This is a genomic window from Cyanobacteriota bacterium (genome assembly GCA_025054735.1).
GTDB lineage: Bacteria > Cyanobacteriota > Cyanobacteriia > SKYG9 > SKYG9 > SKYG9.
On the sequence record JANWZG010000040.1, the window covers coordinates 1 to 14476 of the forward strand.

Here is a 14476-nt window from a genome sequence, read left to right on the forward strand (position 1 = left end):
CCTCGGACAGAATTTGACCCATCCCAGCAGTTATGGCAGTACGATGTTACCCCCCGGCAACGACTAGAAAAGGGCAAAACCTATCGGCTGGAGGTGTCTCCAGGATTGCGGTCTGCTAAAGGCAATTTACCCAGTGCTACCACGTTTGCTAGTCAATTCAGCACTTATTCCCCCTTGGCCTTTGAAACCTTAGCCTATGTGGGGCAACCTGGAGAGCAAGAAGCCTATGGACGATTTTTGAAGGGAGCAGCACAACTGGTATTCAATAATCCCTTAGTAGCAGCATCGGTTGCTGACAGCATTCAGATTACACCTGCCCCCAAGCAAGGGATCCCTTTGCTGCAAGCCTATGATGACACGAATGTTATTAACCTGAACCCCTACGCACTGCAACCTCGCACAACCTACAGCATTACGATCGCCAAGTCACTAAAAGACAAATTTGGACAGACGCTAGACAAGCCCGTGACAGTGCAGTACGAGACTGGCGACATTGCCCCAGATCTTTGGGTTCCTAACGGACTGAATATCTTTCCTACTAATAAAAAAGACCTCCAGCTTGCGATTTCAGGCGTAAATCTGCCAGATGCTGCCTATCGGGCTGCCTATCGGGTGTTGAAGCCAACGGACTTAGTTTACTTTGAGGAAAACTCGGCTGGAGCCAGCAAAGCACTCCCCGCCCCCCAAACCTGGGCATCGTTCCCTTTTAAGGCTGACAAAAACCGCACGGGCTATGTGACGGTTAACTTGCAACAGCAGTTGGGCGATCGCACGGGAATGCTGGCCTACGGTGTGCGAGCGCGTACCAGTGCTTACCAAGAAAATGGTAACCAGAAGTGGCGAGAAGGCAAATATTTTGGCATGGTGCAGGTGACCAATCTGGGCGTATTTGCCCAATGGTTTCCCCAATCAGGTTTGGTGCGAGTTAGCCACCTCAGTGATGGTAAAGCTGTGGCCAATGCTGCTGTAGAGGTGTATGAGTCTAAGCTAGAGGCAACATCCCGTCCCCAGCCTGCGCCTTGTGCCACAGGCAAAACGGATGCTGATGGTCTCCTTACCTTCGACAGGGCAGCCTTAAGCACTTGTATGAAGGGCAAATCCAGCTTTGAAGTGGAGCCAAATCTGTTGGTGGTGGCACGGGAGGGGAATGATTGGGCCTTTACTCGCACCAATGACTACACGGGTGCCTATGGCTATGGTATTTATGCTGACTGGCAAGGCACCAAGCCTATCGCTAAGGGGATATTGTTCAGCGATCGTCAACTGTATCAACCGGGCGAAACTGCTTACATCACGGGAGTTGCCTACTATTTGAAGGATGGTCAACTTCAGCGGGATGAGGGTACTGTGTATAATTTGAGCCTAGAGGCACCCGATGGTAAGGTGACGACACTGCCTGCTCAAACCACGACTAAATTTGGCACCTTTGCAGTGACAATTCCCCTCTCGGCTAGCCAGCCCTTGGGTTTTTATAGCCTTAAGGCCACATCTGCCCAGGGTGTAGAGCTGACAGGTGATTTCCGGGTGGCTGAGTTCAAGCCCCCCAACTTCAAAACTGACTTGACGCTATCAGGCGGGATTCCAGGGCAGCCTAGTGCAACGGAGCCAACAATCGTTGCAACGATCGGACAAAAAATCAATGTCGATGTGAACAGTGCCTACCTGTTTGGTGCACCCGTAGAGGGGGGTAAGGTGAACTATTACATCACCCGTCGTCGTACCTATTTCACACCTACAGGCTGGGATGCTTTTACCTTTGGGCGGCAGTGGTATTGGCCAGAAGAGGAACCCCAAGTGCCCACGGAAGTGTTGCAGGCTGAGCAAGTCTTAAATGCCCAAGGGCGCAATAGCCAACAGGTTCCAGTGACCGAGATTCCCTATCCTATGACCTATCGGGTTGATGCCCAAGTGTCCGATGTATCCAACCTGTCTGTTGCCGATTCCAAATCCTTTACAGCCGTACCTGGAGACAAGTTAATTGGGATCCAAACAAATTTTGTAGGGGAAGCGGGTAAGCCATTCGCCATCCAGGTAATTGTTACGGATCCAAGTGGCAGACCGATCGCAGGTGAGCGGGTGCGCTTAGAGTTACAAAGCATGACCTACAACCGGGTTACTCGTGTGTTGGAAGGTAGCCGCGTTCCTCAGCACCAAGTGGAATATAAGACTGTAGCTACAGCAGAGATCCGGTCTGGAACTGCAGCACAGACTGTTACCCTCACACCCACCAGTGCAGGTGTGTACCGAATCTGGGCAAATTTTGTCAACAGGCGTGATGAGCTACTAGCAACCAATAGCCAAGTGTGGGTAACTGGTGATGGCTCGGCTTTCTGGGGCGATCGCTACACTAACAACCGTCTCGACATTCAGCTAGATAAGAAGCAATATAAGCCAGGTGATACGGCTACAGCACTGATTCAATCACCCTATCCACAAGCAGACCTGTACTTTGCAGTGATTCGGCAAAAGGTTCTGTATCAAACGATTATCCCTGTAAATGGCAGTGCACCCCAAGTACAATTCACAGTTACCCCTGACATGCTGCCCAATGCTGCCGTGGAGGCTGTGCTAGTACGTCGGGGACAACCCCTAGAACAGTTGCCCGATGGGAGCCTCAAGAACCTGGTGAAGATTGGCTTTACCCCCTTTACAACCGATTTGAGCGATCGCTATCTGCAAGTGTCTGTGCAGGCCACTCCGTCCCTCAAACCAGGAGAAGAGCAGACCATAGCCCTTGCGCTTAAAGATGCAGCAGGCAAGCCAGCCCAGGGACAATTCACCGTGATGGTGGTCAACGAGGCAGTGCTGCAACTAACGGGCTATCGTCCTCCCAATTTGGTGGAGATTGTTTACTCGTCCCAAGGAATTACTACTCGCTTTGCCGATAACCGCTCAGACGTAATCTTAGCCAAAATACCCTCTCCGCTAGACAAAGGTTGGGGCTATGGTGGTGGGTTCTCTAAGGGATTGGCCAGCACTCGTCTGCGCACAGATTTCAAACCCGTAGCCTATTACAATGGAGCTGTGCCTACCGATGCTAATGGACAGGCGACAGTTAAGTTCAAGCTCCCAGATAACCTGACAACATGGCGGGTGATGGCTGTGGCGATCGGCACTGCACCCATCAGCAGGGCAGTGGAGACTTCTGATGCTACTCCTTGGTTGTTTGGCAGTGGAGATGCCACCTTTGTCACCACTCAGCCCCTCGTGACCAATCCTGTATTACCCCAGTTTGCTCGTCCTGGTGATCGCTTTCTAGCAGGCATTGCTATTACCAACACCACAGGACAAGCTGGAACTGCTGATGTCAGAGCAGAGGTGCAAAATAGTATCCAATTTGAAGAGGGTAAAGGTACTTCTGTAGCCAGCTCACAGACTGCTACATTGAAACTGGCAGCTACAGGCACCCAGCTACAGTCTTTCCCAGTGGTGGCAACTACGGCTGGCGAGAGTACCCTCCGCTTTACCACCAATCTGAACGGGGTTGGTGATGCTTTGGAGGTGACATTGCCTGTGAAGCCATTGGAGGTGACAGAGCAAGTAATTGAGTCTGGTAGTACGGAACAGTCCCTTTCCCTCCCTTTGATAGTGGACAAGGCTACTGATCCCAACACAGGCGGCTTGGAGCTAACCTTGGCCAGCACCTTGATCCCGCAGTTAGTTGCCCCTGGTAAGCAGGTATTGGATGCTGAGCCGCTGCCCCTACTGGAATTGAGTGCTAGCCGATTGGCGATCGCCGCCAACCTAGAAATTCTGCGCAAAACCTACAGCACTGCAATCGGTAGTTTCCAACCGGCCCAGGAAGCAGCCCAGCGCCTAGAGCAACTACTGTCCTTGCAGCGAGAAGATGGTGGGTTTGCCTACTATCCCCAGGCAGAAAACAGCGATCCCCTGGTTACTCCCTATGCCGCTAGTGCAATCGCCCAAGCCCGCAGTGCTGGCTTCTCGGTTGATGGAGAGATGGTCACTCGCCTCACAGCTTACCTACGCAAATTGCTGGCCAATCCTGGTGAAGATGACTACTGTAGCGATACTCGCTGTCAAAATCGGCGACGATTAGCGGCACTGATCGCACTAGCTGACTTGGATACCCCCCGCACCGACTTTCTCAGTAATCTGTATGAAGGCCGTGCACAGCTAACGACCTCTGATCAGGTGCGGTTAGCCCGCTATCTGTCACGATTCCCTGACTGGCAGACCCAAGCGACTGCCATGGCGCAACAGCTTCAACAAGTGGTCTATGACACAGGACGCTCTGCCACGGTTACCCTAGCCTCTGATTACTGGTGGTGGGTCAGTTCCCCTACGGTTGCCCAAGCAGAAATGTTACGGCTTGCGATCGCCCAAAATGCTGATACTACTACCCTCAGTCGCCTTGTTCAGGGCTTGCTAGACCAGCAACGACAGGGCACTTGGCGCAACACCTATGACACCGCTCAGGCACTAACTGCCTTAGTAGCCTATGTCCAACAGCAACCTACACCGCCCAACTTCTTTGCAACAGCAACCTTAGCGGGTAAACCCATAGTTTCTGCCCAGTTTCAGGGCTACCAAAGTCCTAGTACAGAAAAAATAGTGCCCATGGCTGAGTTGCCCCAGGGCAACAGCAATCTTACCCTAGAGAAGGCTGGCAACGGTACGTTGCACTATCGGGTTGCCTTCCGGTATCGGCTCCAGGGCAATCCTCCCGGACGGTTTGATGGTCTGCGAGTGCAGCGAGAATTACGTCTTGCTGGTCGGGAGCGCCCGATCGCCGCCTATGGACTCACGACCTCTGCGCCAGTAACTATCGATGCAGGGCAAATCTACGATGTGGGTCTACAAATCATTACCGATCATCCTGTGGATCACGTGGTGATTACGGATCCATTACCTGCTGGCTTTGAGGCTATAGATACTAGTTTTCAGACCAGCACTCCCTACTTCCAAGCTAGAGGTGATAGCTGGGAAATTGGCTATCAGCAAATCCATCGCGATCGCATCGTGGCCTATGCTGATGGCCTAGAACCGGGCATCTACACCTTGCATTATCTAGTGCGGGCGGTCACTCCTGGCACTTTTCTGTGGTCAGGTAGTGAAGCCCATCGGCAATACGCCCCTGAAGAATTTGGTCGGACAGCTACGTCTACCCTAGTGGTCAAGCCTGCATCCTAAAAAGCCACCCGATTGTTCACAGTCAGGACTTTAGGCCTCATCATGGTTCGTTCGTCGTTAGGGCTTGAGTCCTCATCACAGTTCGTCGTCAGGACTTTAGTCCTCATCACAGCTTGTCGTGAAGACTTTATGGTTGTTTCAACTTAGATTGAAACGGTGGCCCTCACCCCAACCCTTCTCCCAAAGCGAGGGAGAGAAGCCAAGACTGTCTCTTTTGAATCTGGAATGACTACAGTCCTGATCACATCCATCTCTAGTTCATGGCTCCTCATCAGGTGCCCACTCGATTTCGTAGCTCATCACTCATATAGGAACGATCGCCTAAAACCTGTAACATAGGGCCGTGACAGTCAAACTTGACGACACTAATGGAAGCAGCAGGCATGTCAATGCGATCGCGGTAGCGCCCTAGGTCAATGCCCAAAAGACTACACAAAATCACACGAATAGTGGCTTTGTGAGAGACAACGAGCACATTACCATCGGTATATTTCTCTTCAATTTCGGCAATGACTAGGGACGATCGGCTGGCGATTTGCACAGCAGTTTCTCCCCCTGTAGGAGGATTCCAAGCAGGTTCGGTTAACCAGCGCACATAGTCGTCGTGGTAATGCTGTCGCACATAGTCCTGGGTTTTCCCTTCCCATTGACCGTAATGAATCTCTTTCAAACCTTCCCGCAGATGCATTTCCATGCCGATCGCAGTGCACAACGGCTCAGCAGTCGCTATAGTACGTCGCATTGGACTAACATAAACCGCAGACCACGGCACTGATTTGTAGGCCGCAGCAAAGGCATGAGCCATTTCATAACCTGCTGGTGTAAGGTCAGGATCGAGACTGCCACAGTAGCCGCCTGTCTGGCTATAGGTCGTTTCACCGTGACGTATCAGATAAAGCTTGAGAGCCACAATACCATCTCCTGTCACCGTCGGTAGGTCGGCTTCATCTTAACCTGTTATGGCAGCCATTTAGGACGAATACCAAGGAGAGGTAGTTTTGTAGGCGGAGTGTTTTTCTGGGCAGCAGGATCACCAGGGACGATCGGCACTAGCCATAGTTGACTGCTGGCAATAGCTTGTCCAGAGCGAGTTCGGAGTGCAGGTGACAGGTTGCTATTACCCACGATGATTTGATCTAGCAATAGTCCCAAGCCATCGGGGGCCAAACTCATGGTCACGTCAAGTTGTTGTGGCAAAGCAAGTAGGGGGATGGTTTCCTCGGTTTTTAGATTCACCATTGCTAAAAATGGCTGCTCTTGATAAGTAAGGTTATTTTTAGAAGACGTGTTAGGCGGCTTTTGGGGAGCAGCACCCTTAGCAGGGACTGGAGTAGAGATGGCTTTACTAAGAATGCAATAGGCAAATTGGCCGATAGGATCAAATTCAGCACTTAAGATAGAGCCAGTAATCTTCAGCAGTTCTTTTTCTTCACCTTGGTTAGTGACTAGGAACAGCGATCGAGTATAGTCGGAGTTAAATTTGACCGTAAGGGCTTTAGTGCCATCCTGAGCAAATGCCAGTAGCTGCCCAAACTTGGGCAAAAATTCCAGTGGTTTGGCATCGGGTTTAATGGGTATAATCGCTAACCCCTGCCCCTCTGAAACAGCGATAAAACTACCATCTGGTGTAATTGAAAAGTCACCACCGCCTTTGCTGCGTAATTCTACAGGGGCACTGCTAATCGTGCCATCCTCTGTTAAGGCAACAGCCCAAAGGCCAAACTGTGCACCTGGATTTTTGCGGGCAACCCGCTGCATCACTAAGGTTTTGCCATCGGCAGATAATTTGAACCGTTGAACTTGATAGTGACGATATTCAGTATTCTCTAACACAGGGGTAATGACCTTGGCAGCAACTGGCTGTGGAGGAGTTGGCCGTACCCACCAAGATGGTTGTTGACGTTCTCCAGGTTCTGGAGGAGCCTGAACTATCAAGCCAGTTGTAACTGTGTAGAGCTTTTGGTCGAGTACACTTGGGGATTTGGCAGTGCGATCGATCGCAGCGAACAGGATCCGTTGTGCATCTGGAAAGATGTCGAAGTCAGTCACTAGCAAGTTTTTGGGGGTTAAAACCACCTTCATGCGCTTTGTGAGGTTTGACAATACTAAGCGCCCTGCTTCTTCTCCCTCTACGCCAATATACGCAAAGGCGCGGTCTCGCGATTCAAAGGTGGCCAAGAATGGCTGCATGACATTCCGCCTAGTACCTGTAGTAACAGATCGCTCGTAGGCATCTTGCAGAGTCAATTGAAATTTCTCCCCATAGGGTGGAGGAGCAAGGAGGGTGTAGGCCATGCGTCGCCCTGCCCAACTAATTTTGCCTGGTAGAGGTGGGGCAATCTGTAGATTTGCCTCCACACTAGCGTGATCCATCGGACGGGTGAAACTGAGAATAAAGGCTCTATCGAGGGCACCAATATCCTTATCTTGCCAGCTAAAATCTCGTACCCGTGCAGCCGCATGTTCACCAGTCCATGCAAGCACACCAATCAGCAAGCAGAGGGCCAGCATGAAGGGAATTGCTATTTTGTCGAGGGGTTGAAATTTCATGGAATGCTGATGGTCTCGCTGGTCTATTGAATAGGTTGCTGCTAAGAGGTTAACTCCTCAACTCGACCCGGAATTTTTCGACGAGGGCATCTCGAATTTGCTGATGAATGGGTTCAATGTCGCCATCCGTTAGGGTGCGATCGTCAGCGCGATATACCAAGCGAAAGGCTAGGCTACGATGGCCAGCAGGGACGTTTTCTCCTCGGTATTCATCAAACAATTGCACCGATTCCAGCAGGGCACCACCTGCTTTGGTAATGGTGCGTTGAAGGTCAGCTACGGCAATGTCGATAGGAGCATAGAGAGCTAAATCTCGATCGGACGCGGGAAAGGTAGAGAAAGGCTTGAACCGAGGGGGCAAATATTGAGGAACTGCACTAGCTCCTGCTGCTTTGCCATCACTGGCTGGTTCTAGCTGGTTGGCGGCTTCATCCATATGTAACAACATGATGCCTAAGTCCAATTCAAACAGGTAAACCGGATAGGGCAGACCACGCTCGTCTTGAAGTTGGGGGTGAAGCTGGCCAAAGGTGCCCAGGCGATCGCCCTGAATCCACAATGATGCTGTGCGTCCGGGATGAAGTCGAGGGTCACGGCGATCAGGCTGATATTCCACCGTTAAATCTAACCGTTGAAAGACAGATTCAAGCAATCCTTTAGCTTCAAACCAATCGAGGGGATGTTCTCGGCCACCACGCCTCCATCGCCCTTGGCTGGGGTCACCTCCCATAATGCCCCCTATAGCATCAATTTCGTGGCCTCCCTCTTCGTCTTGCCAGAAAATTCGCCCAATTTCAAACGCATTCAAGCCGCCATTGCCCTGCTCAACATTGTATTGGAAGGCATCCAATAGACCATCTAGTAGGTTTGTGCGGAGGGCTGCATATTCAGTGAACAGCGGATTTGTGATCACAATTTGCCGATCGCCCCCTGGCTTCACTAGGGAATAGTGCATGACCTCAGTCAGTCCTACTGCCCGACAGGCTTCTCGCAGTTGGCGCTCTAGGGCTTCTTCCAAAGATAGGTAACCGGGTTCAGCCGCCGCGGGCAACGTATCACAGAAGTGGTCATAGCCATACAGACGAGCAATTTCTTCGATCAAATCAATTTCGCGTTCTAAATCTCGATAGCGATAGGGGGGCACTGTTACACGCCAAGTCTGCTCTTGCTCCCCGGGGGCAAGCTGACAACCCAAGGCAGTTAGTATCTTTTCCACATCAGCAGATTGAATATCGCCAATGCCATCCTCCAGTTCGACATTACCAAGCAGTTGTTGCACCCGGTCAAGCCGCAAATCAATCACTCGTGTCCATGAGACACCATTACCCTCGGTCACCGTACCAGCAATTGCTTGGGAAACCGGAGTTCCACCCGTTACATCCCTTAAAAGTTGAATAGCTCGCTGACAAGCCGTCAACAACTCCGCATGGTTAACACCGCGCTCATAGCGAATGGATGCTTCAGTTCGCAGCCCTTGAGCACGGGCAGAGCGACGAATCGTAGCTGAGTCAAATACAGCAGCTTCCAGTAATAGGTTGGTAGTGCCGTCATAAACTTCTGTTGCCTCCCCGCCCATGACTCCAGCAATGGCAACGGGTTGTTGATAGGCCGAAATTACCAAGTTTTGCTCATGGAGGGTGCGGTCTTGACCATCTAGGGTTTTTAGGGTATGCCCAGCCGAGGCAAAACAGATGCTAATTGGCAGTGTTGCGTCTGTTGATAGCGCTAGGAGCCGATCGTAGTCGAAGGCATGAAGCGGTTGCCCCCACTCCAGCAAGATATAGTTGGTAATGTCCACAACATTGTTAATAGGACGAATTCCAGAAGCCTGTAAGCGATGCTGCATCCATAGTGGTGAGGGGGCGATCGTAACGCCTTTGATCACAGTGCCTATATAAGCTGGACAAGCTTGGGGAGCATCAATGGCGAGCGTCAAATCCTGGCAAGGCAGTTGTGTAGGTGTAGCAGCAACGTGGGGCAAGCGTAACGGCGCACCCGTTAGAGCAGCAACTTCACGCGCAATTCCCACCATGCTCAATGCGTCAGCTCGGTTCGCTGTTGAGGTGACATCTAGGATGACATCATCCAAGCCCAGTAGTGGCCGAGCATCTGTGCCTGGTTTCAGCTCAGGTTGAGCAAATATATGAATGCCATCAGACTCTTTGGCTAGCCCTAGTTCGGCCAAGGAACAAATCATGCCCTCAGAAGCGACACCCCGCAGCTTAGCAGGTCGAATCTTAAGGTCGATCATGGGCAAGTACGTTCCCAAGGTGGCCACAGGCACATAGGCATCCGCACGCACGTTGGCCGCACCACAGACGATGGTAGAGGGTGTTTCTGCTCCAATATCTACTTGGCAAACCCGGAGTTTATCAGCATTGGGATGAGGCTCACACTGAAGCACCTTGCCTACAACCACACCATCAGCCCAGGTGCGACGGTCTTCAATATCTTCGACCTCAAAGCCAGCGATCGTCAGCGCCTCAGCCAATGCTTCTGGGGTAAGCGTCACCTCTACCAACTCTTTAAGCCAGCTCAGAGAAATTCGCATGGGCTATACTGAATAAACAAAACCACATTTGATAGCTTACATCGTGATTACAACAGTAACCAGTGATGTTTTAGGAGTGATATTTTTATAGACGGTAGCCTTCAAGGATGTTGACGGTTCAGAGCAAGGGGACAATGGATGGACATCGTGCCTGGACACTGTCCCTTGAGGTTTAAACTCGTCGTTGCCTGTTGTTGCTACCCATCTCATGTTGTTTTTTCGTATCAGCTAGCAGCCCTAGCCTTTGACACTTCCGGGTTCTCTAGTAATCAAGCTAGTATTTTAGGGTAGCTTAGCTATAGGCTAATCAGTAGACGTATGATTATGGTTGAAGACGGGGTTTCAAAGGCTAAACATTTCAGGATATTTATTTAGAGTGTGTTTAGTAACCACTGCTGCCTTGAAGGTATCTTCACGCTAGTGCGCCGTTCATAGTTATGGCTGAGTGATGGCTGAAAATGGTCAAGCTTGTCGGGTGATGTTCTCTATGGCAAGAAGGAGACTATAGGGCATTGCGGTAGCTTATGTATTGTGAGGCAAGGTTGTTGCTGTTGGCTGTGGGATGTTAGGGTTAAAGTACAGTGGGGGTTGCGCTTGGTAGTGTATGTTGAGATGAGCAAGTCTGAATGAGCCAGTATTCTGACACAGATGGTTCTCGCCCCTCTCCAGAGGCAGAAGAGGTCTCCCAAGCTGGAATTGAGGAGATGCCCCTGTTGCACGATCGCTATCGTGTGGTTAAGGCGCTTGCACAGGGAGGCTTTGGTTCTACGTATCTAGCAAAAGATATGGCATTGCCCGGCGAGCCTGAATGTGTGATTAAACAACTTCGCCCTACCTCCACAGCGCCCCATGTGCTGGATATGGCACGAGCCTTGTTTAAGCGCGAAGCTAAGACTTTAGGTAAAATCGGCAATCACCCCCAAGTGCCGCGCCTACTTGATTACTTTGAGATTGATCAAGAGTTCTACTTGGTTCAGGAATACATTCGTGGTAACACATTGCAGCAAGAAGTAAAGCAAGGCGGCCCCTTCACAGAAGCTGGTGTTAAGCAGTTTCTCAGTGAAGTGTTACCAGTCTTACAGTATCTCCACAGCAACCAGGTGATTCATCGAGACATTAAGCCAGCTAACTTAATTCGGCGTACTGAAGATGCCAAGCTGGTGATGATTGACTTCGGGGCAGTGAAGGATCAGGTTAACCTTAATGTTGCTAGTGCGTCAGAACAAACAGCATTGACTTCCTACGCGATCGGCACCCCTGGATATGCTCCCCCAGAACAGATGGCCATGCGTCCAGTTTTCGCTAGTGACATCTATGCCCTAGGTGTTACCTGTGTTTACCTGCTTAGTGGCAAAGCTCCTAAAGATATGGACTATGACCCAACCACTGGGGAATTGCTGTGGCAAAAGTACGTCCACGTCAGTGACCACTTCATTGGTGTGTTGAAGAAGATGCTAGAAGTGTCTGTCAAGCATCGCTATCAATCTGTGGAAGAACTGTTGCGAGCGCTGGATTTGGAGCCATATCTCGATAGCTTGGCTAAGGGCATGGCCACTCAGCCTGCTACCCCATCATCCCGCCCAGGCAGAGGAGTCAGCACAAACGATGCCCATTCCTCACCGATGTCGCGAGCAGCGGCTGGGATTCGGACTCGTCATGCACGGTTGTCTAGTTCAGGAGGTGCAGGCGCAATGGAGTCTGGTCTGGCAAAACCAAAAACTATTCGCACAACCGCCTCTAAGTCATCTGTGTCCGATAATACAACTGCTCCTGGGCTGAAGGTGCCCCCTGCACTAGCGCCTAAAAAGCTAGATGGTGCAGCCTTAAAGTTGGCCTATAGCAAGGGTGAGCGAGACTTTTCTAACTGCGATTTAAGTAATGCTGTTGTGACGGGTGCAAACCTACAAGGTGCTAGTTTTAATCAGAGCAAGCTCAACAAGGCAAACTTACAAGGCGCAAATTTGCATAAGGCAGATTTTGGTCGGGCAGCTTTAGTGGCTGCAAATTTAAGGGATGCCAATCTGTCGAAGACCTATTGCAGTTATGCCAACTTCCAAGGGGCTGATTTGCGTGGGGCGAATTTTACGAATGCTTATTTATCGAATGCTAACCTGCGGGGTGCGAACCTGTGTGGTGCTAATTTGACAGGTGCCCAGATCAGTAATGACCAACTAGCTCAGGCCCGCACGAATTTGCTGACAATTTTACCCAGTGGCAAGAAGGGCCTGTGGGGGGGTACTTAACTAGCTGGCTCACGCTTAATTAGTCGATATTAGTCGATAGTCGGTTGCTTGTCGCGCATGGTCTAGCGCATTAGCAGGGATATGGATTGTAGGAGGCCGATTGTTACCCCCAAAATGCCACCAAGGTTGACAATTGCCTGTAACTCTTCCCGAACAATGGCCTGCACAGCATCTTCCATATTCTTGGGTGGGGTAGCCTTAATGCGATCAACAATGACTTGATCTAAGTTAAGAACAGGCAACACCTGCTCCATCAGTTTTTCTAAATCTGCGTCTAAGTAGCGATCGAGAATCAATGCTAGTTCCTTGCTCACTAGTTCTAGGGATACATCGGTGATAGCAGAATTGCGCAGACGGCTAATGATTAGGGCAGCGATGTTTTGCCAATCGATCGACCTCCCTAGTCCCTGAATTAAATCTGCACCACGGGTTTGTAGGTATACACGTACACTATCCCGCATGGTGCGTCGCAATTGCCTTACGGTAGAGACGGGTAGATTTTGCAATGAGAGCGTCTTGAGAAATGCCTTTAACCGCTGCTGAATGCTGAGGGATTGAATCAACTCGGCTAAGCGGGTATTAGCTTGTTCCTTTTCGTCTAAACAATAACTGCGAAGCCGGGTCAGGGCGTTGCGGAGTCCAAACAGGTTAGCAATGACCCAATAGGTACCACTGGACTTTTCTCGAAAGCCTTCGTCAATAATTTGAATATTACGATCGGTCAAAAAGTCTACAAGTGCTAGACGCAATACATCTGGTGGTAGGATCACCTGTAATAGCCATTCCGCCAATTTATCAGCCTGTTCATCCGTGAGCTGAAATTCTAGCAGCACTTGGTCAAAAATTTGATTCAGTTGTGCTTCTAGAAAGTCTTCGCGGCGAGCCAGCACCTTGAGAACGCGGGGTAGGGATTGGCTGCATAGGTCTTCAAGCACATTAGCTAAGATGCGGGCAGTGCGTTCTTCGCGGTCTTGATGCTGGATTTGGTCAAGGGCCAGCCTTAGCAGCCATAGGATTGCCGCCTGGACGCGATCGGTATCCAACAGACGGCGTGCCATGTTATGTAGCTCGTCTGGCGTGAGTAGGGATCCCATGATGGCTTGGGAAACTCGCAGGGCTAAGCGCTCTTGGTTGCGGGGAATTAATCCGGGTGTGAAGGGAATGCGTCGTTGACCAATGTAGTAAGCTCGGTAAGGACGAAACAGCATCTTAATGGCAATATCGTTGGTGAAATAGCCGATAACGCCACCTACGATCGGTGGAGCTACATAAAGCCAAACAGTATACAGGTCAGTTGCCACGAGCCTACTTGGTTACCACTAACATTCCCATCGTACCGCCCGCAATAGGATAGTGGACGGCGGCTGTGAAGCCACATTGCTTAGCTAACGTCACCTGTTCAGCCCCAGTGGGAAATCGCTCTAGACTGGGCAATAGATAGGCATAGTCTGCTTGGAAGCCCATTTGCTGAGCGACGGGCACAACAATCGTATTTAAGTACCATTGCTGAAAGGCACTAACAATGGCATCAGGCGAGCGATTGAAGTCTAAAATTGCAGCACGCGCGCCAAGCCGCAATACCCGATGTAGCTCTCGCAGGCCTTGGGGAATATTGACCAAGTTACGTAAGCCATAGCCCATGGTTGCTGCTTGAAAATAGTTGTCAGGGAAGGGTAACGCCAGGGCATCTGCTTCTACCCACTGCACTGGAACTGATCGTTGACGGGCGATCGCAAGTTGAGCTGCGGAAAAGTCTACACCGATGACACATCCGGTTGGCCCTACCTGTCGTGCTAACAACTGGGCAATATCACCACTGCCACAACATAAGTCCAGGCAAGTATCCCCCCGTTGGGCACCGCTCCACTTCACGGCCATCTGTTTCCAGATGCGATGTTGTCCAAGACTGAGCCACTGATTCAGGGGGTCATATACAGGAGCAATGCGATCAAACAGCGATCGAATTTGCTCAGCCGTT

7 protein-coding genes are annotated in these 14476 nt (G+C 50.7%); 2 read left to right on the forward strand and 5 right to left on the reverse strand.

Going from position 1 to position 14476, the window contains the following annotated elements; genetic code table 11:
• Positions 1-5154 (forward strand): alpha-2-macroglobulin family protein (locus tag NZ772_03455; GenBank protein MCS6812617.1); only part of this gene is annotated, 5154 nt, incomplete at its 5' end.
• Positions 5155-5425: 271 nt separating this feature from the next.
• Here NZ772_03455 and NZ772_03460 read toward each other — a convergent pair.
• From NZ772_03460 to pheT, 3 genes are read right to left on the reverse strand one after another with little or no spacing between them, the layout of a single operon-like run.
• The gene (locus tag NZ772_03460) at positions 5426-6064 is read right to left on the reverse strand and encodes a histidine phosphatase family protein (protein MCS6812618.1); all 639 of its coding nucleotides are present in this window, start codon (positions 6062-6064) and stop codon (positions 5426-5428) included.
• Positions 6065-6111: 47 nt separating this feature from the next.
• Complete coding sequence (locus tag NZ772_03465) at positions 6112-7704, reverse strand: hypothetical protein (protein MCS6812619.1); 1593 nt, start codon at positions 7702-7704, stop codon at positions 6112-6114.
• A 49-nt stretch (positions 7705-7753) separates the two neighbouring features.
• Positions 7754-10255: a phenylalanine--tRNA ligase subunit beta gene (gene pheT, locus NZ772_03470; protein MCS6812620.1), complete on the reverse strand. Its 2502-nt coding sequence runs from the start codon at positions 10253-10255 to the stop codon at positions 7754-7756.
• A 704-nt stretch (positions 10256-10959) separates the two neighbouring features.
• Here pheT and NZ772_03475 point away from each other — a divergent pair.
• A complete protein-coding gene (locus tag NZ772_03475; protein ID MCS6812621.1) occupies positions 10960-12498 on the forward strand; it encodes a serine/threonine-protein kinase in 1539 nt (512 codons plus the stop codon).
• 62 nt (positions 12499-12560) lie between these two features.
• On the opposite strand, the gene NZ772_03480 is transcribed toward NZ772_03475, so the two are convergent.
• Both NZ772_03480 and ubiE read right to left on the reverse strand, forming a co-directional pair.
• Complete coding sequence (locus NZ772_03480; protein MCS6812622.1) at positions 12561-13799, reverse strand: DUF445 family protein; 1239 nt, start codon at positions 13797-13799, stop codon at positions 12561-12563.
• A gap of 4 nt (positions 13800-13803) precedes the next feature.
• Positions 13804-14476: bifunctional demethylmenaquinone methyltransferase/2-methoxy-6-polyprenyl-1,4-benzoquinol methylase UbiE (ubiE, locus tag NZ772_03485; protein ID MCS6812623.1), on the reverse strand; the 673-nt coding region annotated here is incomplete at its 5' end.

What these genes read in the sequence shown, in the direction of transcription:
- NZ772_03465 (MCS6812619.1), bottom strand. Translation starts at nt 7,704, where the DNA reads ATGAAATTTCAACCCCTCGACAAAATAGCAATTCCCTTCATGCTGGCC.
- pheT (MCS6812620.1), bottom strand. Translation starts at nt 10,255, where the DNA reads ATGCGAATTTCTCTGAGCTGGCTTAAAGAGTTGGTAGAGGTGACGCTT.
- NZ772_03475 (MCS6812621.1), top strand. Translation starts at nt 10,960, where the DNA reads ATGCCCCTGTTGCACGATCGCTATCGTGTGGTTAAGGCGCTTGCACAG.